At 62.1% G+C, this 19,334-nt stretch carries 20 protein-coding genes; 10 read left to right on the forward strand and 10 right to left on the reverse strand.

The window, feature by feature from the left end; all coding sequences use genetic code 11:
• From QMY55_RS12930 to arsH, 3 genes are read left to right on the forward strand one after another with little or no spacing between them, the layout of a single operon-like run.
• Complete coding sequence (locus tag QMY55_RS12930; RefSeq protein WP_283484614.1) at nucleotides 1-489, forward strand: arsenate reductase ArsC; 489 nt, start codon at nucleotides 1-3, stop codon at nucleotides 487-489.
• Nucleotide 490: 1 nt separating this feature from the next.
• A complete protein-coding gene (gene arsB / locus QMY55_RS12935; RefSeq protein ID WP_283484615.1) occupies nucleotides 491-1,564 on the forward strand; it encodes an ACR3 family arsenite efflux transporter in 1,074 nt (357 codons plus the stop codon).
• Nucleotides 1,564-2,280, forward strand: a complete 717-nt coding sequence (arsH, locus tag QMY55_RS12940; protein ID WP_283484616.1) for an arsenical resistance protein ArsH — start codon at nucleotides 1,564-1,566, stop codon at nucleotides 2,278-2,280. Before arsB ends, arsH begins: the two co-directional genes overlap by 1 nt.
• A gap of 47 nt (nucleotides 2,281-2,327) precedes the next feature.
• Here the strand turns inward: arsH and QMY55_RS12945 are convergent, their stop codons facing one another.
• From QMY55_RS12945 to QMY55_RS12955, 3 genes are all read right to left on the reverse strand, one after another.
• Complete coding sequence (locus tag QMY55_RS12945) at nucleotides 2,328-3,302, reverse strand: Bug family tripartite tricarboxylate transporter substrate binding protein (RefSeq protein ID WP_283484617.1); 975 nt, start codon at nucleotides 3,300-3,302, stop codon at nucleotides 2,328-2,330.
• 249 nt (nucleotides 3,303-3,551) lie between these two features.
• A complete protein-coding gene (locus QMY55_RS12950; protein WP_283484618.1) occupies nucleotides 3,552-5,033 on the reverse strand; it encodes an MFS transporter in 1,482 nt (493 codons plus the stop codon).
• A gap of 225 nt (nucleotides 5,034-5,258) precedes the next feature.
• Complete coding sequence (locus QMY55_RS12955; protein WP_283484619.1) at nucleotides 5,259-5,723, reverse strand: PACE efflux transporter; 465 nt, start codon at nucleotides 5,721-5,723, stop codon at nucleotides 5,259-5,261.
• A gap of 84 nt (nucleotides 5,724-5,807) precedes the next feature.
• Between QMY55_RS12955 and QMY55_RS12960 the strand changes: the two genes are divergently transcribed.
• Nucleotides 5,808-6,692, forward strand: a complete 885-nt coding sequence (locus QMY55_RS12960) for a LysR family transcriptional regulator (RefSeq protein ID WP_283484620.1) — start codon at nucleotides 5,808-5,810, stop codon at nucleotides 6,690-6,692.
• A gap of 289 nt (nucleotides 6,693-6,981) precedes the next feature.
• On the opposite strand, the gene QMY55_RS12965 is transcribed toward QMY55_RS12960, so the two are convergent.
• The 3 genes from QMY55_RS12965 to QMY55_RS12975 are packed head-to-tail and all read right to left on the reverse strand — an operon-like array spanning nucleotide 6,982 to nucleotide 8,675.
• Entirely contained in the window at nucleotides 6,982-7,785 is an 804-nt protein-coding gene (locus QMY55_RS12965) for a hypothetical protein (RefSeq protein WP_283484621.1), read from the reverse strand.
• A 33-nt stretch (nucleotides 7,786-7,818) separates the two neighbouring features.
• Entirely contained in the window at nucleotides 7,819-8,088 is a 270-nt protein-coding gene (locus QMY55_RS12970; protein ID WP_283484622.1) for a hypothetical protein, read from the reverse strand.
• Nucleotides 8,089-8,111: 23 nt separating this feature from the next.
• Complete coding sequence (locus QMY55_RS12975; RefSeq protein ID WP_283488945.1) at nucleotides 8,112-8,675, reverse strand: TetR/AcrR family transcriptional regulator; 564 nt, start codon at nucleotides 8,673-8,675, stop codon at nucleotides 8,112-8,114.
• A 150-nt stretch (nucleotides 8,676-8,825) separates the two neighbouring features.
• Between QMY55_RS12975 and QMY55_RS12980 the strand changes: the two genes are divergently transcribed.
• Entirely contained in the window at nucleotides 8,826-10,028 is a 1,203-nt protein-coding gene (locus QMY55_RS12980) for an MFS transporter (RefSeq protein WP_283484623.1), read from the forward strand.
• 113 nt (nucleotides 10,029-10,141) lie between these two features.
• Here the strand turns inward: QMY55_RS12980 and QMY55_RS12985 are convergent, their stop codons facing one another.
• A complete protein-coding gene (locus tag QMY55_RS12985) occupies nucleotides 10,142-10,390 on the reverse strand; it encodes a hypothetical protein (protein WP_283484624.1) in 249 nt (82 codons plus the stop codon).
• A gap of 146 nt (nucleotides 10,391-10,536) precedes the next feature.
• On the opposite strand from QMY55_RS12985, the gene QMY55_RS12990 reads away from it, so the two are divergent.
• The 5 genes from QMY55_RS12990 to QMY55_RS13010 all read left to right on the forward strand — a co-directional run bounded on the left by QMY55_RS12990 (nucleotide 10,537) and on the right by QMY55_RS13010 (nucleotide 16,500).
• The gene (locus tag QMY55_RS12990) at nucleotides 10,537-11,007 is read left to right on the forward strand and encodes a CopD family protein (RefSeq protein WP_283484626.1); all 471 of its coding nucleotides are present in this window, start codon (nucleotides 10,537-10,539) and stop codon (nucleotides 11,005-11,007) included.
• 201 nt (nucleotides 11,008-11,208) lie between these two features.
• On the forward strand, nucleotides 11,209-11,757 hold the full coding sequence (locus tag QMY55_RS12995) for a MarR family winged helix-turn-helix transcriptional regulator (protein WP_407650504.1): 549 nt from the start codon (nucleotides 11,209-11,211) through the stop codon (nucleotides 11,755-11,757).
• A gap of 132 nt (nucleotides 11,758-11,889) precedes the next feature.
• Entirely contained in the window at nucleotides 11,890-13,308 is a 1,419-nt protein-coding gene (locus QMY55_RS13000) for an efflux transporter outer membrane subunit (protein ID WP_283488947.1), read from the forward strand.
• Between the two features lie 222 nt (nucleotides 13,309-13,530).
• Nucleotides 13,531-14,862 (forward strand): HlyD family secretion protein, encoded by a 1,332-nt coding sequence (locus QMY55_RS13005; RefSeq protein ID WP_283484627.1) that lies wholly within the window; start codon nucleotides 13,531-13,533, stop codon nucleotides 14,860-14,862.
• 15 nt (nucleotides 14,863-14,877) lie between these two features.
• Nucleotides 14,878-16,500 (forward strand): DHA2 family efflux MFS transporter permease subunit, encoded by a 1,623-nt coding sequence (locus tag QMY55_RS13010; protein WP_283484628.1) that lies wholly within the window; start codon nucleotides 14,878-14,880, stop codon nucleotides 16,498-16,500.
• 104 nt (nucleotides 16,501-16,604) lie between these two features.
• On the opposite strand, the gene QMY55_RS13015 is transcribed toward QMY55_RS13010, so the two are convergent.
• From QMY55_RS13015 to QMY55_RS13025, 3 genes are read right to left on the reverse strand one after another with little or no spacing between them, the layout of a single operon-like run.
• Nucleotides 16,605-16,970: a tetratricopeptide repeat protein gene (locus QMY55_RS13015; RefSeq protein WP_407650506.1), complete on the reverse strand. Its 366-nt coding sequence runs from the start codon at nucleotides 16,968-16,970 to the stop codon at nucleotides 16,605-16,607.
• A gap of 38 nt (nucleotides 16,971-17,008) precedes the next feature.
• Nucleotides 17,009-18,298, reverse strand: coding sequence for an anaerobic sulfatase maturase (locus tag QMY55_RS13020; protein ID WP_283484629.1), 1,290 nt, complete (start codon nucleotides 18,296-18,298; stop codon nucleotides 17,009-17,011).
• Nucleotides 18,295-19,269, reverse strand: coding sequence for a YkgJ family cysteine cluster protein (locus QMY55_RS13025; protein WP_283484630.1), 975 nt, complete (start codon nucleotides 19,267-19,269; stop codon nucleotides 18,295-18,297). Before QMY55_RS13025 ends, QMY55_RS13020 begins: the two co-directional genes overlap by 4 nt.
• Between the last annotated feature and the right edge of the window lie 65 nt (nucleotides 19,270-19,334).

The raw sequence follows: 19,334 nt of genomic DNA on the forward strand, positions 1-19,334 counted from the left end.
ATGACCACCCATATCCTGGTGCTCTGCACCCACAACTCTGCCCGCAGTGTTCTGGCAGAAGCCATGTTCAATCATTGGGCGAGAAAGCTGGGCATTGATGCCAAGGCCTTCAGCGCAGGCGCGGCCCCCAGCGGCCGTATTCACCCACAGGCCATTGCTGCGCTGAACGCTGCTGGCGTGGAGGTGTCAGGCCTCGCCAGCAAGAGCATGGATATGTTTGCCAAGGCCGGTGCACCTGAGATGGGCGTGGTCATCACGGTCTGCGACAGTGCAGCAGCCCAACCATGCCCTGTCTGGCCCGGTGCGCCTGTGCGTGCCCACTGGAGCTACCCCGACCCCTCTGTCGCCCTCGAACAGGAACAGGCCCAACGCTTTGAACTGACGCGCCAGGCCATTGCCTACCGCATGCTGCAATTGGTGCAACTGCCGTTTGCCGAGCTCGATAACAAGGCACTGCAGCCCCTGGTGCAGCGTATCGGAGAGTCCTGAAATGCAAGCTACTGCCCCAAAGCCTGCGATGGGCTTGTTCGAGCGCTATCTCACGCTCTGGGTACTGCTCTGCATCTGTGCAGGGATTGCCTTGGGCCGTGGCCTGCCGGAACTGACTCAGGCCGTCGCCTCCATGGAGGTCGCGAAGGTGAACCTGCCCGTGGGAGTGCTGATCTGGGTGATGATCATTCCCATGCTGGTCAAGATTGACTTCTCTGCCTTGTCGCAGGTGAGGTCTCATGCCCGCGGCATCGGAGTGACCTTGCTGATCAACTGGGCCGTCAAGCCGTTTTCGATGGCATTGCTGGCCTGGCTGTTTCTGCGCCATGTCTTTGCCCGGTGGCTTGATCCCGCACAGGTGGACAGCTATGTGGCCGGCCTGATTCTGCTGGCCGCAGCCCCCTGCACGGCCATGGTGTTTGTCTGGAGCCAGTTGTGCAAGGGCGACCCTTATTTCACGCTGTCTCAAGTCGCCTTGAATGACGCCATCATGCTGGTGGCCTTTGCCCCCATCGTGGCCTTGCTGCTGGGTATCTCCTCCATCACCGTCCCGTGGGCCACCCTGCTCGCTTCGGTGCTGCTCTACATCCTTGTGCCTGTGGCCATCGCTCAGATGCTGCGCAAGCACCTGATGCGCAAAGGAGAAGACGCGTTCAATCGCGCCACTGCTGCCATGGGGCCGGCGTCCATCATGGCCCTGCTCGTCACGCTGGTGCTGCTGTTCGCATTTCAAGGCAATGCCATCTTGCAGCAGCCCTTGGTGATCGCACTGTTGGCTGTGCCCATCCTGATTCAGGTGGTACTCAATTCAGGGCTGGCCTACTGGCTGAACAAGCGACTGGGCGTGGCCCACTGCGTGGCCGGGCCTTCCGCCCTAATCGGGGCCAGCAACTTCTTCGAGCTGGCCGTGGCCACGGCCATCAGCCTGTTTGGTCTGAACTCTGGCGCCGCACTGGCAACCGTGGTTGGCGTGCTGATCGAAGTACCCGTCATGCTGGTCGTGGTCGCCGCCGTCAACCATTCCAGGCATTGGTACGAATGTTCCCTGCCAGCAACGCAAACCCCAAAATCCTGATGTCTCCCGAATCCATTTCTAGCAATCTCGACCCGGTCAGCTTCCAGATTCCAGCGCTTCAGGCCCTGGCGGCGGCCCGGACATCCAGCCACGCGCCACGCATCCTCATGCTTTATGGCTCCTTGCGTGAGCGCTCCTACAGCAAGCTGCTGACCCATGAGGCAGCCAGGCTGCTGGCAGGCATGGGAGCCGAGGTCCGTATCTACAACCCCGAAGGCCTACCGCAGCCTGATGCGGCGCCGGTTGAACACCCCAAGGTCCTGGAACTGCGCGAGCTGGTGCGCTGGTGCGAGGGCATGGTCTGGACATCGCCAGAGCGCCATGGAGCCATGACCGGCATCATGAAAACGCAGATCGACTGGATTCCCCTGTCCGAAGGCGCGGTGCGCCCCACGCAGGGCAAGACGCTGGCGGTCATGCAGGTCTGCGGCGGCTCCCAGTCCTTCAATGCCGTGAACCAGCTGCGCATACTGGGGCGCTGGATGCGCCTGCTCACCATCCCCAACCAAAGCTCGGTTGCCAAGGCCTACCAGGAGTTTGAGGAAGATGGTCGTATGAAACCTTCCTCTTACTATGACCGGGTGGTGGATGTGATGGAAGAGCTGATGAAGTTCACGCTGCTGACGAGGGATGCTGCCCCTTACCTCGTTGACCGCTATAGCGAGCGCAAGGAAGAACGAGCCAGGATGCACGCCAAGACCTTGACCAATATGTGAGCAGTTGAAGCGCTGCGCGGGTATCCGCCAACCGTCAGAAGTGGCCCTTAGTTGACCTGCATCCGGGCTCTACGTGCCGCATCACCCAGTCGTTGATATTCGGACTGCGTCAATGCTTCAAAGTCTTGGGCTGCAGACCCCTTGGGGGTGAATCCGGCCTGCAGCAGTTTGTCCTTGACGGCGGGATCGCTCAGGGCTTTGTTGATGGCGGCATTGAGCTTGGCCGTGATAGCCGGGTCCAGCTTGGCCGGGCCATATACGCCGAACCATGGATCGACCGCGTAGCCCTTGAGACCGCTCTCTGCAATGGTCGGCACATTCGGCAGTGACGGGCTGCGCTCGCTACCTGCCACAGCCAGTGCTTTGAGCTTGCCTGCCTGGATATGTGGCAAGGAAGCCGGCAGGTTATCGAACATGGCAGGCAGATGACCGCCCAGCATGTCGGTAATACCCGGCACGCTGCCTTTATAGGGGACATGGATGGTGTCCAGGCCTGCCATTTGCGCAAACATCACGCCCGCCAGATGCATGCTGGTTCCTGCCCCGGCTGTACCGTACTGAAAGCCCGGATGCGCCTTGATGTAGGCAATGAACTCCTGCAGATTGTCGGCCGGGAAGCTCTTGCCCACCTCCAGCACGATGGTGGAGTAGCCCAGCATCGAAACCGCAGTGAAGTCCTTACGGGGATCAAATGCCATCGATTTGTAAATGTGCGGGTTGAGCGCATTAGTGGAGATGGCTCCAAAGCCGATCGTATAGCCGTCGGGCTTGGACTTGGCCACGACATCCATGCCTATATTGCCCCCGGCGCCAGGCTTGTTTTCGATCACCACAGGTTGACCCAACGTGCGTGACATGTGCTCGCCCACGACTCGTGCCACGAGATCGGTTGTTCCTCCAGCCAGATACGGAACAACAAAGGTGATGGGCTTTTGCGGGAAAGTTGCTTGCGCGTGAGCGCCTGCCATGGTGGCAAGCGCACCTACGGCAGCCATGGAAACCAGTATCTGTCGACGATTCATGGAGTCTCCTCGGTAGTTCTATGGGATAAGGCTTGAAGCCGTTGTACGGAGCCTGCTTGAAGCGAAGCTCCGGAGGCTCTTATCGTGTGAAGCAAATCGAGAAGCAGTGTATTGGTTCCATGCCGTCCGCGGGGACCAAGTCTGGCAACCGCTGGCCAGAGAAGCGATTTTTCACAGAGCGGCAGCTTTTGAGGCGGAGCTATCGCTTTCTTTAGCAAGGACTTTTACAATTCTCCCCCCTGCCAAGCATCATCCAGACATCTGCTGCTTGGGCAAATTGCGCGTCAGCACCAGAACGACTACGGCAAGAGAAAAAAGCAAGGCGATGACGACGCCGCTGACCGCAGTAAAAGACGCTTCAAACGCTTGCATTGCGCCCTGTAAAACGGCTGGAGACTGGATGCCCTGATGGGCATTCCGGTACGCTTCGTCCAGGCTGCTGCCAGCCATGGCCTCGATGCCGGCGCTTCGCACATGCGCGACATAAACCGCGGTCATCAGGGAGCCAAAAATAGTCACCCCGAAACCTCCTCCAAACTCATAAGCCACGCCTTCTACAGACCCGGCCATGCCCGCACGGTCTTCCGAAACATGGGTCATCACCAGCGCACTGGAGGCGGTCAGGCTGAAACCTATTCCCACGCCGCACAGGGCCAGGACCGCAACCTGAGCCAATGCCCCTGCCTCGTGCAGTCCAAGATATCCCCAGATGCCTGAGGCACACATGACCAAGCCGGCAGCAATGACACGCGGGCAACCAATGCGTCCAATCAGTGCCCCCGCCACCGGCCCTGCAAAAAATGATCCCAAAGAAATGGGCAGAACAAATGCTCCCGCCTCCAGGGGGCTTTTTCCCAGAACCAATTGAAGCCTTTGACTGAGCACCAACTCGAAACCGATCAGCGTCATTGACGCCACCAGCGCGATCAAGATGCCCGTGGCGATAGGAGTGGCCGAAAGCAGCCTGAAATCAATCAAGGGCCGAGGCAGCCGGAGCTGGCGTCGCACAAAGACTGCCAATGTCACGACTCCCACAAACAGAGCGCCCCAGGCCAGGAGTACATGACTATCAGACTTGGCGAATTCTTTGATGCCATAGGCCAGTGAAATGATGCCAAGCATGCTTTGCCAGCAACTATGCAAATCGATGGTGATGCTGGCATTCCCGGCTTTCTTGGGAACCAGCCACCAGGCCAGCAAAGCTGCCACGCCAATGATCGGGACATTGATCAAGAAAACCGAACCCCACCAGAAATGCTCAAGCAAGGCCCCGCCCAAGAGCGGGCCGATCGCAGCGCCGCCAGAAGCCACAGAGGCCCAGACACCAATGGCAAACGCCAGTTCCTTGGGGTCGTGGAAAGTGATCCGCACAATGGCAATCGTGGCCGGCATCATGGCGGCACCGCCAACAGCAAGCAGTGCACGCGCAGCAATCAGCACATCGGCACTGGGGGCAAATGCGGCGGTCACAGAGGCCAGGCCAAACAAAACCATGCCGCCGATAAAGACCATCCTATGGCCCAGACGGTCACCTAAAGCCCCCATGGCGGGCATCAAACCTGCCATCACCAGCGAGTAGGCATTGAGAATCCAGAGCTTTTCCGAGGCCGTGGTGTGCAAAGCCTGCGCCAAACTCGGCAACGCCGTGTACAGCACCGTCATATCGATGACGATGAGCAGCAACGCCGTTGAAACCACGCCAAGCGTGAGCCAGCGGCTCTGGAATTTCATAGGAAACCTTCGAACATTGATTTCAGTGCCTTGCAAATGCAGGCCTTGTGGCATTCGATGCACAGCGTAACTGACTGGTCTTACGCCAGGCTACAGGATGGGCGCCCCGATTCGGTCTTCAGCCCAGCACAGGGATTGCGCGGGAAGTCCGTGGCCGCAGCCCGAACCTGCACCAGATCATGGAGCCTGCACCCACGAGACCTGGCGCCCAAGCCGAGTTGCGGGTTATGAGGCCTCGCTCAAGCTGGAAACAACTGGGGAGCGGCTATTGGCCAGGACCGGAAAAAGGCGGTCATAGGCAACGTTGAACACAAAGTTGTAAACAAGATAGAACGCGACGATAGCCAGATCGAGCACCAGCGTCTCGAGTAGCGTCATATTCAGATACCAGGCAATCAGCGGAAGCAGGATCAGCAGCAGGCCGGCCTCGAACAAGACAGTGTGCAGCAGTCGGGCTGCGAAGCTCTTGCGAATATGACCGTACATCTTCCGCATGCAGCGATCAAACCCGATGTTGAACGTGAAATTCCAAACCGTCGCGATCGTAGCGGAGCCTATACCCACCACGCCCATATGCGTCATGGGCTTGTTGAACAAGATGGCCGAGGCCGGGATGATGATCATCAACCCGATAGCTTCGAACATCAAAGCGTGCCGCACACGATCAGAAAGACTGCGCGTCTTCATCATTTTTTCTCCAATCACATTGATTGGTATGCAATGTATCTTGATATCAAATAATGCAAAGTTATCTACCATCTTAAAATCAGATAGATGAGCATATCCATGGACCAACTGGAAGCATTCGTCTCGGCAGCAGAAAAAGGATCTTTCTCTGCCGCCGGACGTGCTTTGCGCAAGGCGCAATCAGCCGTCAGCACCCAGGTTTCCAACCTGGAAACCGATCTTGGGGTGATGCTTTTCAACCGTGCCGGGCGCAATCCCTCCTTGACTGCCGCAGGCGAGCGCCTGCTGGCGGAAGCAAAGCTGATCCTTGACCGCCGGGAGCATCTGATTGGTATTGCGGCCAGCTTCGAGGCGCATATCGAAAAGCGCCTTGTTGTGGCCATTGACGAGCTCTACCCGGAGCATGTGCTGGGAGAGCTATTCGCCGAGTTCGCGGCTCTCTTTCCCCATGTTGAGCTGGAGCTGCTGTTCCCCATCATGGAGGATGTCAGCAGCATGATTCTTGACGGGAAAGCGGATATCGGAGTGATGTGGCGCCAGGAATCGCTGCCCGCAGAGCTTGGCTTTCACACGATTGGATGGGTGCCGCTCCAACTGGTTTGTGGAAGCAGCCATCCGCTTGCGCATACCGTCGTCGACTGGGAAGAGCTCAAGCGTCACCGTCAGATCATGGTGACGCTGAGGTCCGAAGGAACTGAAAAACACCGTCTTCGCGTCGCTGCCGAGGTCTGGTGGGTCGAAAGCCATTGGGTCATCCTGCAGATCCTCAAGCAAGGGATCGGCTGGGCGCTCATCCCCAATCACATCATCGAGAGCTCACCCGTAGCCAAGGACCTCGTCATACCAGCACTGCGATTCAACGAAGGAGCGCATCCCGTGGCCTTGGAGCTGGTTTGGCACAAGCAGCGCCCGAGCGGGCCTGCGGCCACATGGCTGCGCGAGAGATTTGCGGCCACCAAGATTGACGCTTGATGATTGCGGGGCAGGATCGAAGCAGCACCGCCGCATGGCAGACCTTGGCGGCTTCGACGCGAAATGCAGCGATGGATGGTAAACAGCCGCGGCTTTTTTGGCCAGAAGCCGCCGTTCAAGCTGGACAGAACGCGTCCTCATCGCTTGGCGACTGCATTACTCTCGGCGTCATGAATCGTTGCAACGGATTCACGCCAACATTCATCGAAGCTCCATCTCCACAGCCACTACAGCCGGAGTTTGGCGGCGCAGACTGCTACAGGGCTCCACTCAGCAGTCACCCCAAAGCCTATGCCCGCTCCCTCTTCAGCACCAATCTATACCGTGTAGCCAGCATCTGGTCCCCATAGCCCTCATGCACCGCAATCAGTTTTTCCAGCAGATTCCAGTGCATGTTTTCCATGCCCATGGTCAATGCCTTGGCCCAGATATAGACCTGCGCTGAGGCCTCGGGATGGGCTGCTTTGGCGGCCAGCACATAAGCAAGATATTGTTCTGCGATAAAGCGACCCAGGCCCAGTTTTCGCCATTCCTTGAAGTGGTGGTGAAAACTCTGCAGCGCTTGAATGCATTGCAGCGCTTGCGGCAGGTCATGGTTCTGCAAATGCAGGTCTGTCAGGTCGCGCAACCGGGATGCCTTGTCCCAGTCCTGGGTATCAAAGGCCAGCAGGGCTTGCTGGGCTTCGATCATGCCGCCCAGATTCTGGATGCAGCGCTGCCAGGAGCGCCACTGGCTCCAGCCCTCGGGCGTGGGTTTGAAGGCCGTGGCACGCCATTCGTTGATCTTGGCCTCGGCCAAGGTCTGCTCGCCCAGCTCCAGCAGAAATTCGATTTCCTCATCAAGGCTGCGAAGGACCCGCGGTACGGGATAGACCCTGGTCTGAAGCCCGCGCCATTGCTCAAGCGCTTGCTCGGTTATTTCACATTGCGCGGGCGTTGCGCCCAGATAGTCGTGAAAGGCTTCGCGCAGGTCAGCGTCCAGCAGCGCGGCGGCGGCATAGCTTTCGGCAATCCCGGCTGACAGCAGGTATTGCACATCCAGCCCGCAATGGGTGTCGAAGTTGGCACGCTTGGCGTTGATGAACAGGGGCAAATGCTCGGTATTTTGATAGCGCGCCAGCAAGGCTCAGGCCAGGGCCAGCGCGGGGTACAGGCCTTGATAGGCCTCCATGCGGTGGCGCGCTGTTTCGGCCTGTAGCAAGGGAACCAGCAGGTCGGCATCGCCCTCGGCCCGGTCGCACTGCAGCGCCAGCAGCAATCGATAGCGCCGTGCCTCGTTGGCGTCGTACTGGCTGCCATCGGTCTCAGCTACGGGCCGGAACAGATAGTCTTGCAGCGGCTGCAGGCCTTGGCGAATGGCGGCAAGGCGTTGCAGGTCTTGGTCTAGCAATTGCATGGTTGGCTTTCCTTGGAACGGGCTCAGGCCTTCCAGCCCTGCAGCATCAAATCCAGTGCCTGTAGCGCTTGCTCCAGCCGCTCGGGCGGCGCGCCCTCTTCGGCAATCCAGAATGCGGCCTCGACCAGGCAACCATTGAGCAGCCGGGCCAGAGCGGGCGCGCTGGCGGGCACGATGACGCCCTGGTCCATGAGCCGCTGCAGAAAACCGGTGGTAAAGGCAATGCACTGCTGATGCTGCTGGCCTTGGTCGGTGCCGGTGAGCACCGAGCGCGCATCCTGCAGCACGATGCGGCGGATTTCGGCTTCCTGGGCCATGGCCAGATAGGCACGGCAGTAGGCCAGAAAGCCCAGCCAGGGGTCGGCATGGGCGCGCAGCACGGCTTCGAGACGCTCGTCCATCTCGGCATCCATCTGTGCGACAACGGCGGCCAGCAGGCCGGGTTTGCCGCCAAAGTGATGGTAGAGCGCACCGCGTGTCAGACCGGCTTGCGCAGTCAGCTCGTCCATGGAGGCCTGGGCGTAGCCGTGCTGGGCAAAGGCCTTGCGGGCCGCGGCAATCAGCTTGGCCCGGGTGGCTTCAATCATGCTGGCTCGGCTCTGGCGAACCTGGGTCATGGCGAACTCCCGACTTTATTCACATACAACTCGTATGCCAATCATACGCCGAGCACCTCCGGCATTTAGAATGCAACTCGCATACGCGATGTATGTCAAAAATTGAATCCCAAGGTTTTCATGTTTCACGCTTACCGCAGTCTGTTCACTGCACCTGGCAGTACAGGTTTTGTCATGGCCGGCCTGCTGGCCCGCCTGCCTTTGTCAATGACGGGTATAGGCCTGATCACCATGCTTTCGCAGCAGCGCGGCGCCTATACGCTGGCAGGCATGGCTTCGGCCTGTTTTGCGTTGTCGATCGCCGTGCTGGCGCCACGCATCTCGGCCCTGGTGGACAGACACGGACAGTCCAGGGTGCTGCCGTTTGCTGCGGCCTGCAGTGCGCTGTCCATGCTGGCGCTGCTGGCCTGCGCGCACTGGCAGGGGCCGGACTGGCTGCTGCTGGTGCTGGCCGCCATGGCGGGCAGCCTGCCCAGCATGCCAGCCATGGTGCGCGCACGCTGGACGGCAATCTACAGCGGCACGCCCCAGCTCAAGACCGCATTCGCGCTGGAAGGCGTGCTCGACGATATGGCTTTCATCGTCGGCCCTCCGCTATCCGTGGGTTTGAGCATGTGGCTGTTCCCCGAAGCCGGGCCGCTGGCAGCCGCGCTGTTTCTCATCGTAGGCGTGGGCCTGTTTGTGATGCAGCGGGCCACCGAGCCGCCCATCAGCCCCCATGCCTGTGCCGAGAGCGCTCCTTCCATGCTGCGCCAGCCCGTGGTGCGCACGTTGGCACTGTTCATGCTGGCGCAGGGCATCATCGTGGGCGTGATCGATGTGGCCAGCGTGGCCTTTGCCACGGCCCAGGGCCAGCCCGGCATGGCCAGCGTGGTGCTGTCTTTCTATGCCCTGGGCTCCTGCGCCATGGGGCTCGTGTTCGGCACGCTGCAGCTGAAAATGCCTTTGAGCCGCCAGATCGTGTGGGTGGGCGCATCGGTGGCGATCTCCGCCCTGCCCCTGCTGCTGGCCAGCAATCTGACGGCACTGACAATGGCCGTGTTGCTGGCAGGCATTACCTTCGGCCCCACGATTACGGTGGCGATGGCCCTGGTGGAGCAGCAGGTGCCCTCGCACCGCCTGACCGAGGGCATGACCTGGCTGCTGACGGGCCTGGCCACAGGTGTTGCGCTGGGCGCCGCCATCGCCGGCTGGCTGATTGACCACTGGGGCGCGCAGCGCTCGTTTGTGCTGACCCTGGTGGCCGGCGCCGCCATGTGGCTATGGGGCGTGCAAGCCGGACGACTGGCGGGCAAAGCCGGCACCCGGCAAATGGCGTTCTAAGCCTTTCAGCCTTGCAGCGCTTTGCCATCAAGCGCTGGCAGCTATCAAAAATGCTGTTTCAGCTGGCAAAAAGGCGCCCCTCAGGGCGCCTTTCTGATTAAGCAGATGCAAACCTACATGGCCTGCTCGATGGCTTCTGCCGACAGATCCCAGCCCAGCACAAAGACTTCGTACTGAGTCTGGCCCTGGGCGTCGCTCCAGACCTCGGGGCCGAACTCGCTCATATTGCCTTCCAGGCTCAGGCCTTCAGCCATGGGCTTGGCATCGGTCTGCTCCGCCAGTACAAAGCTGCCATCGGCAGAGCGCAATGCAATACGGCCCGAGGATTTCTTGAAGGCAACGACGGTGGCCTGTTGTGACATGAGGTACTCCTTGGCGTTCTTGATCGGTGCCCAAAGTCTAAACACGCAATGGGTGCCCCAGGCACTGCGATTTGGGTCTGAGTGTTTCATGGACAGGACAATCTCCGCTAGGCTTGCAGCCTTGCCACTTTTGTCCCCACAAATCCATGCTTTTCATTCTGTTCAAACTTCTGCACCTGCTGGCCGTCATGGTCTGGGTGGGCGGCATGTTCTTTGCCCATTTCTTTTTGCGCCCTGCCGTGCAGGGCCTGCAGCCGCCCGAGCGCGTCAAGCTCATGCACAGCGTGCTGCAGCGCTTTTTTGCCGTGGTGATGGTGCTGGTCGTGGTGATTCTGGCCTCGGGCGTGGGCATGATCGGCAGCATCCACGCCATGGCAGGGGCCGCAGGCGGCAAGTTCAACATGCCGGCGACCTGGATCGTGATGAGCATTCTGGGCTTGGTGATGATGGCCGTGTTCGGCCATATCCGCTTTGCGCTGTTCAAGCGACTGGACCGCGCCGTGGAGGCCAAGGACTGGCCCGCTGGCGGCAAGGCGCTGGAGAGGATACGCAAATGGGTGGCGCTGAATCTGGCGCTGGGCCTGGTCATCATCATCGTGCTGCGTGTGCCGCTGTGATTTGACCCTTTTGCCAACAAGCCCGGCCCTGCACAGCCGGGCTTTTTTATTTTCAAAGCAAAAACAGGCACCAGCGCTTATACAGACAGCGCATGGCGCTTCTTTTTCAGGAGCGCTTCATAAATCTGCTGTACAGCCTTATTCCAATTCAGCAATAATTTGCGCCGTCAATCATTGACCAGACAAACATTGATTCCACAAGTGCCCAATTCAGCCTCAACCCGCATCGACCCGAACGACGCCTCCACCTTCTTCTATCAAGCGGGTGTGTATGCGCCAGACCGAAGCATCGGCTTTCTGATGCGGCGGGTGCTCAGCTCCATTCTGCAACTGGCCGACGCCCAGTTGGCAGAGCAAGGTCTGACCTATGTGCAATGGCTGCCGCTGTACAAGCTGTCGCTGTGCGGGGATACCCATAGCAGCACGCTGGCCAAGGATCTGGGCATGGACCCGGCTTCCGTCACGCGTGCACTGGATCGCATCGAGGCCAAGGGCCTGCTGCGCCGCGAGCGCTCGACCACCGACAGGCGCGTCGTGCATCTGGTGTTGACCGAGGAAGGTCGCAGTGTCGCCACCCAGGTGCCCAAGGTGCTGACCTCGGTGCTCAACGGCCACCTGAGCGGCTTCAGCCACGAAGAATGCTCGCTGATGCTGTCCATGCTGCAGCGGATGCTGGCCAATGGCGATGCACTGCGCGAAGCCCTGCAGCCCCTACAAACGAACGAGGCCGGCCCTGCCCCAAAAGGCTAGGCTGGCCGACACACTGCTTTTCCCCTGCCCGATTTCAATAAAAACCACTGGCATCTTTCCATGAAGCAAAGTACTTCTCTCCAACCTGCGGCACACACGCTCTGGTCAGCCCTGCCCTTCAAGGCGGCCTCCATGGCTCTGGCCCTGACCCTGGCTGGCTGTGCCTCCCAGGGCCCGGCCCATGCGCCGCTGGCCCAGCTCGCTGCCGCTGACCTGGGTCTGGATGACCAAGCTAGCAACACCGCCGCCGACAACACCGCTTTTGGCTCCGGCCAGTGGTGGACAGGCCTGGGCGACGCCCAGCTCAACCAGTTGGTCGCCCAGGCCCTGGCAGGCAGCCCCAGCCTGGCCGCCAGCAACGCCCGCTTCGACAAGGCTGCGGCCCTGGCCACCGCCAGCAGCACGGCCACCGACATCCGCGGCACGCTGAGCGCCGACGCCACGCGCGAGCGCTACAGCGCCAACGGCCTGTTCCCGCCGCCGCTGGCCGGCAATATCTACAACAGCGGCAATCTGCAGGCCGGCCTTTCCTGGGCGCCGGACTTCTTTGGCAAGCATTCGGCCGAGCTGGAATCGGCCCTGGGCCAGGCCCGCGCTGCCAAGGCCGATAGCGCGGCCGCCGCCAACCAGCTGGCTGCCCAGGTGGCACGCAGCTACGTGGCCCTGGCCCGCCTGATTGCGCAGCGCGATGTCGCCAAGCGCACTCTGGACCAGCGCCAGTCGCTGCTGAGCTTGAGCGAGCAGCGCACCCGCGCCGGCCTGGACAGCCAGGTGGAGCTGACCCAGGCCCAGGCCGGCATGCCCGATGCCCAAACCCAGATCGAAATGCTAAACGAGCAGATCACGCTGGCGCGCCGCACGATTGCCGTGCTCTGCGCCCAGGCGCCCGATGCGCAGAATGCGCTCTCACCCCGGCTGGCGGGCCTGCGCATACAGCCCGTACCCCAGACCCTGGGCGCGGACCTGCTGGGCCGCCGCCCCGACGTGGTGGCCGCGCGCTGGCGCGTGGAATCGGCCACGCAGGGTATTGAATCGGCCAAGGCAGACTTCTACCCCGATGTGAACCTGACGGCCTTTGTGGGCCTGAGCGCACTGGGCCTGGACAACCTCTTCAAGGCCAGCTCGCGCCAGATGGGCGTGACGCCTGCCCTGCGCCTGCCTATCTTTGACGGCAAGCGTCTGCGCGCCCAGTTGCGCGGCAAGCAGGCCGATCTGGATACGGCTGTTGCCCAGTACAACGGCGTGGTTCTCGATGCCGTCAAGCAGGCCGGTGACGCCATTGCCTCGGTGCAGTCGCTGCAGCGCCAGCAGACACTACAAAACGAATCGCTGTCCAAGGCCGAGCGCGCCTATGACTTTGCCGTGCAGCGCTACCAGGCCGGCCTGGGCACGCAGATCACCGTGCTCAATACCGAAACCCAGCTCATCACCCAGCGCCGCCTTGCCGTGGACCTGCAAGCCCGTGAACTCGATACCCGCATCGCCCTGGCCTCGGCCCTGGGCGGTGGCTGGACGGACGATACGAAAGCGCTGCAGATCAGCGCCCACTGAATACAACTTATTTGATAGCAGCCAGCGCACGTCAAGCAACCGTTTATCAATGAAAACGCATTGAAACCCTTGATTGACCAGCGCCAGCAGCTCCTTTTCTCAAAACTGCCGCAAAACCGCACTCAACCCAAACGACCACGCCAATCAGGTCCGGCAAGAGCTTGAGCTCCAAACCTCTCCTGATTGGCGCAAGTCCCAGCAGATAACAAAGCGCCAGACATCATGACCGACAACAACACCAGCCCGAACGCACCCAAAGCCCCTGTTGCAGCCTCTCCCACCGCCAACCCCGGCGGCCGTCGCAAGGGCCTGACCGTCGTCGCCGCCGCCGTGGCCGTAGGCGCCATCGTCTGGAGCGGCTGGCACTGGATGGTGGCCCGCAACTACCAGAGCACCGACAACGCCTATGTCGCGGGCAATGTGGTGCAGATCACGCCCCAGGTGGGCGGCACTGTCATCAGTATCGGCGCCGACGACACCGACTATGTCAAGGCCGGCCAGGTGCTGGTGCAACTGGACCCCGCCGACTATCTGGTGCAACTGGCCCAGGCCGAGTCGCAGCTGGCCCAGACCGCGCGCCAGACCCGCACCCTGTATGCCAACAACGCCCCGCTGGCCGCCCAGGTGGCCCAGCGCGAAGCCGACCTGCTGCGCCTGAAAGCCGACGCAGCCAAGGCCAATGACGACGTGGCCCGCCGCCGCCCGCTGACCGTGACCGGCGCCGTGGGCAAGGAAGAGTTTGACCACGCCAAGTCCCTGGCCACCGCCGCCAGCAATGCCGTGGTCGCCGCCGAAGCTGCCGTGCGCGCCGCCAAGGCCCAGCTGACAGCCGCCGAAGCCCAGACCAAGGGAGCTACGGCCCAGGACTTCCCTGCCGTCATGGCCGCTGCCGCCAAGGTGCGCGAATCCTATCTGGCGCTGCAGCGCACCCGCCTGCTCTCGCCCGTGGACGGCTTCGTGGCCAAGCGCGGCGTGCAACTGGGCCAGCGCGTGGCCGCGGGTGCGCCGCTGATGACGGTGGTGGAGCTGCACAAGCTCTGGGTCGATGCCAACTTCAAGGAAAGCCAGCTGGCCGATCTGCGCATGGGCCAGAAGGTGGAGCTGACCGCCGACGTCTATGGTGACAAGACCGTCTATGAAGGCCATGTGGTGGGCCTGGGCGCAGGCACAGGCGCGGCCTTCTCGCTGCTGCCCGCCCAGAACGCCACGGGCAACTGGATCAAGGTGGTGCAGCGCGTGCCCGTGCGCGTCAGCCTGGAGTCCGAAGCCCTCAAGCAGCACCCGCTGCGCGTGGGCCTGTCCATGGACGTGAAGGTCGACATCCGCGACAAGGAGGGCCTCGCCCTGGCCAACGCGCCGCGCACCGAGCCCGTGGCCCAGACCGCTGTCTATGACGGCACGCTGGCCCAGGCCGAAGACCGTATCCACCGCATCATTGCCGGTGAAAGCCTGCCTGCGCTGAGCTCTCTGGACAAGCTGCCGACAGCTCAAACCCAGGCCCAGGCATCGGAGCCAGCTGCTGCCGAGCCTGCTGAACCGGCACAAGGCAAGTAAGGCACGGAACCCGCCATGACTTCCTCGAATTCCGCCGCCCCCGAGGCCTCCGACCCCGACAAGGCTGGCGCGGCGCCCCCCATGCCTATGCCCGTGCATGCGCCGCCTCCGCTCAAGGGGGCGCCGCTGGTCCTGGGCACACTGGCCCTGTCGCTGGCCACCTTCATGAACGTGCTGGACTCCTCCATCGCCAACGTGGCCATTCCGGCCATCTCGGGCGATGTGGGCGTCAGCCCCAGCCAGGGCACCTGGGTCATCACCAGCTTCGGCGTGGCCAATGCCATCTCGGTGCCGCTGACGGGCTGGCTCACGCAGCGCTTCGGCGCCGTGCGCCTGTTCACCATGAGTGTGCTGCTGTTCGTGCTGACCTCCTGGCTCTGCGGCTTTGCCTCGTCGCTGGAGATGCTGGTCTTCTTCCGCGTGCTGCAAGGCCTGGTCGCCGGACCCATGATTCCGCTGTCCCAAACCCTGCTGCTGGCCAGCTATCCGCCGGCCATGGCCGGTACGGCGCTGGCGCTCTGGGGCGTGACCACGCTGGTGGCGCCCGTGGTGGGGCCGCTTCTGGGCGGCTGGATCACGGACAACATCTCCTGGCCCTGGATCTTCTATATCAACGTGCCTGTGGGCCTGCTGTCGGCACTGATGACCTGGAGCATCTACCGCAGCCGCGAAACGCCCACACGCAAGCTGCCCATAGACACCATAGGCCTGTCGCTGCTGGTGCTCTGGGTCGGTGCGCTGCAGCTGATGCTGGACAAGGGCAAGGAGCTGGACTGGTTTGCATCCAACGAAATCGTTGCCTTTGCCGTGATTGCCGTGGTGGCGTTTGCCGTGTTCGTGGTCTGGGAGCTGACCGACGCCCACCCCGTGGTGGACCTGCGCCTGTTCAGGCGGCGCAACTTTGCAGCGGGCTCGATCGCGCTGTCGATTGCCTATGGCCTGTTCTTTGGCAACGTGGTGCTGCTGCCGCTGTGGCTGCAGCAGTGGCTGGGCTATACCTCCACCACGGCCGGCATGGCACTGGCGCCCGTGGGTATTTTCGCCATCGTGCTGACGCCGCTGGTGGGCCGCAAGGTGGGCAGCTGGGACCCGCGCAAAATGGCCACGGGCGCATTCATCGTGTTTGCCCTGGTGCTGTGGATGCGTTCGCGCTTCACGGTGGAGACCGACTTTGGCCATATCCTGATCCCCACGCTGATCCAGGGCGCGGCCATGGCCTTCTTCTTCATCCCGCTGACCACCATCACGCTCAGCGGTTTGACGCCTGATCGCATTCCGGCAGCTGCCGGCCTGTCGAACTTTGTGCGGATTACTGCGGGCGCCATGGGCACCTCGATTGCCACGACGCTCTGGGAAAACCGGGCCTCCATGCACCACGCTCATCTGACCGAGCTGCTGGTGCAGGGACAAGGCACGTTTGCCATCACCGTCAAGCAACTGGAAGCCGCCGGCATGAGTGCCGAGCAGGCCTATGCCCAGATCAACCGCCTGATTGATCAGCAGGCCTTCACCCGCGCGGCCAACGATATCTTCCTGGCCTCGTCCTTTCTGTTCCTGAGCCTGATCGTCCTGATCTGGTTCACCAAGCGGCCAGCGCCCCATGCCGGAGGTTCCGACGCTGCGGCAGGTGCCCACTAGGAAACAGCTCACGACCTACGCAAAAATAGCTGCCAGCGCATATACATCAAGCGCTGGCAGCTATTTTTTTGAGAGTAACCTCCCTTGCCCCCCTGCGATGCGGGCTACTCGCCGGCGGCCTGCTTGTCCAGCCGGCGCAGGAACACCTGCAGCTCCTTGACCACCTGGGCATCGCCCTTGGCCTCGGCGTTGGCCAGACCCTGTTGCCAGGCTTGGCGTGCAGCCTCGGTATCGCCAAGCGCCAGTTGGGCCTTGCCCAGCAGCTTCCAGGCCACCGAATAGGCGGGATCGAGCACCGTGGCCTGCAGCAGATGCGTGCGGGCGTTCTCGGCCTGCTCCTGATCCAGATAGGCTTTGCCCAGGGTGTAGCGCAGCAGCGCTGAATCCTTGCCCTGCGCCAGCAAGGCTTCGAAGTTACGTATGGCGATGGACATCTTCTGTTTGCCTGCGGCGGAAATGATGGCGCCCATTTTGGCGCAACATCGTATGCGGGCCAGGCCATGGCGCGCTATCGCAGCAGTTGCAACGCTGGCAGCGCGTGCGCGAAGAAACGCTTCCAGCCCTGGCATAGATAGCTGAGATTGCCCTCGCCCGGCCGGGTCTTCAGGATGCGGGTGCGCGGGCATTCGCCGTAGCAGAGCTTCAGATAAGGGCATTTGCGGCATTCGCCGGGCAATGAATTGAACTTGTTCAGGCCGAACTCCAGCTGCTTGATCGAGAACACCATGCGGCTCAGCGGCTGCTCGCCGACCTTGCCGATCTCGTACTCCGGATAGACGAAGTGGTCGCAGGCATAGACGCGACCATCGTGCTCCAGTGCGACGTTCTTGCCGCAGAACGGGCTGCTGGTACAGATTTGCGCCGGCTGTCCGCGCAGCTGGGCCAGCGTGGTCTCGAACAGATTGATCTTGACCCGCTCGCGGTCGTGCGCCACCCACTCGTCGAACACTTCCGACAGAAAGCCTCCCCAGTCCTGCGAGGCCACGCTCCAGTCCGTCACCACCGACAGCGGATGGCCGGGATCGGTGCGCGGGCTCTGCGCATCGACCAGTTGACCCGGTTCCAGATAGCCGGGCGCCGTGTGCTCGAACTGCTTGGGCTCCACGCAGGGGATGAACTGCATATAGCGCGAACCGACCTCGTCGCGCAGGAAGCGATACACCTCCAGCGGCTGCCTGGCGTTTTTGCGGTTCACCGTGGTCAGCGTGCTGAACGGCACGCCGTATCTCTGGAGCAGCTGGGTGGCGGCAAAGACTGCGTCAAAGCTCGGCCTTCCCCTTTTGTCGGGCCGATAGGCGTCGTGCAGCGCACGCGGGCCGTCGATGCTCAACCCGACCAGAAAGCTGTGTTCGGCCAGGAAGGCGCCCCATTCGTCATCCAGCAAGGTGCCGTTGGTCTGCAGGTCGTTGGAGATGCGGCGCCCCGCCGGTGTGTGGCGCTTTTGCAGCTCCACCACCTTGCGGAAGAACTCCACGCCCAGCAGCGTCGGTTCGCCGCCATGCCAGGTAAAGGCAATCTCCTCCACATCCTGGCTGTCGATGTAATCCTTGATGAAGGTCTCCAGCAGCGTCTGGTCGATGCGGCGGTTGTTCTGCTTGAGCAGCCCGTCCTTGCTCAGGTAGTAGCAATAGCTGCAGTCGAGGTTGCAGGCCGAACCTATGGGCTTGATCGTGGTGTGCAGATAGCGGGACACGCCTGGCGCCGGCTTGCCGGCTCCGGCGTCGAGATAGGTCTGCAGTGCCTCGGGGCTGATGTTCAGCCGCTTGGCCTCTTGAACGATATGGTTGCTGTGCGTCATGAAACAGATTCAGGAGTGATGAAGGAAGCCTCGGCCACGGGAGCCAGACCAAGCCAAGCTTCAAGCTCGGCCGCGTTGACACGCGGCCGGGGGGCCGGCGCCTCGCGCAGGCGCCGCTCCAGCGCCCGGTAGGTGTCGGCAAAGGCTCGCAACTGCCGGGTAAAGGGTTTGTCGTCGCCAAGGCGCCGCTGCAGCGCGGCAGCAATCGCCTCGGCAATCAGTGCCTGCTGCGCGGCGATGAAATCCAGCACCCGCTGGCGGCAGGCGTCGGATGCACCAGCGATGACCAGCAGCACCGGCACCGGCGCCACGGTCAAGGCTTGTTCGACAGGAATGGCACCGGGTTCGCCGAGCAGTTCAGGGCCGATCAACCGCCACACCGCATCGCCCCAGTGGCGCCTGTCGGCCGCCAGATCATTGCGGCGCAGCGCCAGTGTGGCGGCATAGCCGGTATCGAGCACCGAGGCACCAGCGACCAGTGGCCTATGGCCGGCACGCGCCTCCGTGCTCAGGCAATCGGCGCCGAAATAGGCGGCTTCGCCTATCCTGCCGGCCAACACCAGATGCAGCAGGCGATCGGGCAGCAACGCATCCAGAGGCACCACGGCACAGGTCGCGGGCCGGCCCGCGGCATACAGCGAGCAATGGCCATCGGCGTCCAGTGCCGGGCAGGCGCCACGCGACGGATGGTCCATGCCCTGCAGCGCCAGCAGAATGTCGGTATCGCCCGCCGGATGCAGCAATTGGGCGGACAGCGCCGCCGTAGCGCGCAGATCCTCGGCACCGATGCTGTACAGCCGGCCGCCCTGCGCCAGGCGCTGGCCGATGCGCAGACGGCGCACGCGGCGCAGCGCCAGCCCGCCGATGAAGCGGTGCTGGTGCCGGAACAGTTCCGGCAGCGACAGCAGCGGCGGCGAATTGCAGCATTTGCCACAGGCCGAGCAATGAAAATCGAAGTGTGCGTCGCTCATCACCGACGCAACCCGTGCAAGCCGCGTGGCCAAAAAAACAGGAAGGATGGAGGCATTGGCAATCT

Origin of the sequence: Comamonas resistens (genome assembly GCF_030064165.1) — a bacterium.
GTDB lineage: Bacteria > Pseudomonadota > Gammaproteobacteria > Burkholderiales > Burkholderiaceae_C > Comamonas > Comamonas resistens.

Excerpts from the sequence above, each read along its gene's own strand:
- QMY55_RS12930 (WP_283484614.1), top strand. The coding sequence starts at position 1 with ATGACCACCCATATCCTGGTGCTCTGCACCCACAACTCTGCCCGCAGT.
- arsB (WP_283484615.1), top strand. The coding sequence starts at position 491 with ATGCAAGCTACTGCCCCAAAGCCTGCGATGGGCTTGTTCGAGCGCTAT.
- arsH (WP_283484616.1), top strand. The coding sequence starts at position 1,564 with ATGTCTCCCGAATCCATTTCTAGCAATCTCGACCCGGTCAGCTTCCAG.
- QMY55_RS12945 (WP_283484617.1), bottom strand. The coding sequence starts at position 3,302 with ATGAATCGTCGACAGATACTGGTTTCCATGGCTGCCGTAGGTGCGCTT.
- QMY55_RS12950 (WP_283484618.1), bottom strand. The coding sequence starts at position 5,033 with ATGAAATTCCAGAGCCGCTGGCTCACGCTTGGCGTGGTTTCAACGGCG.
- QMY55_RS12955 (WP_283484619.1), bottom strand. The coding sequence starts at position 5,723 with ATGATGAAGACGCGCAGTCTTTCTGATCGTGTGCGGCACGCTTTGATG.
- QMY55_RS12960 (WP_283484620.1), top strand. The coding sequence starts at position 5,808 with ATGAGCATATCCATGGACCAACTGGAAGCATTCGTCTCGGCAGCAGAA.
- QMY55_RS12970 (WP_283484622.1), bottom strand. The coding sequence starts at position 8,088 with ATGCAATTGCTAGACCAAGACCTGCAACGCCTTGCCGCCATTCGCCAA.
- QMY55_RS12975 (WP_283488945.1), bottom strand. The coding sequence starts at position 8,675 with ATGATTGAAGCCACCCGGGCCAAGCTGATTGCCGCGGCCCGCAAGGCC.
- QMY55_RS12980 (WP_283484623.1), top strand. The coding sequence starts at position 8,826 with ATGTTTCACGCTTACCGCAGTCTGTTCACTGCACCTGGCAGTACAGGT.
- QMY55_RS12985 (WP_283484624.1), bottom strand. The coding sequence starts at position 10,390 with ATGTCACAACAGGCCACCGTCGTTGCCTTCAAGAAATCCTCGGGCCGT.
- QMY55_RS12990 (WP_283484626.1), top strand. The coding sequence starts at position 10,537 with ATGCTTTTCATTCTGTTCAAACTTCTGCACCTGCTGGCCGTCATGGTC.
- QMY55_RS13000 (WP_283488947.1), top strand. The coding sequence starts at position 11,890 with ATGGCTCTGGCCCTGACCCTGGCTGGCTGTGCCTCCCAGGGCCCGGCC.
- QMY55_RS13005 (WP_283484627.1), top strand. The coding sequence starts at position 13,531 with ATGACCGACAACAACACCAGCCCGAACGCACCCAAAGCCCCTGTTGCA.
- QMY55_RS13010 (WP_283484628.1), top strand. The coding sequence starts at position 14,878 with ATGACTTCCTCGAATTCCGCCGCCCCCGAGGCCTCCGACCCCGACAAG.
- QMY55_RS13015 (WP_407650506.1), bottom strand. The coding sequence starts at position 16,970 with ATGGGCGCCATCATTTCCGCCGCAGGCAAACAGAAGATGTCCATCGCC.
- QMY55_RS13020 (WP_283484629.1), bottom strand. The coding sequence starts at position 18,298 with ATGACGCACAGCAACCATATCGTTCAAGAGGCCAAGCGGCTGAACATC.
- QMY55_RS13025 (WP_283484630.1), bottom strand. The coding sequence starts at position 19,269 with ATGAGCGACGCACACTTCGATTTTCATTGCTCGGCCTGTGGCAAATGC.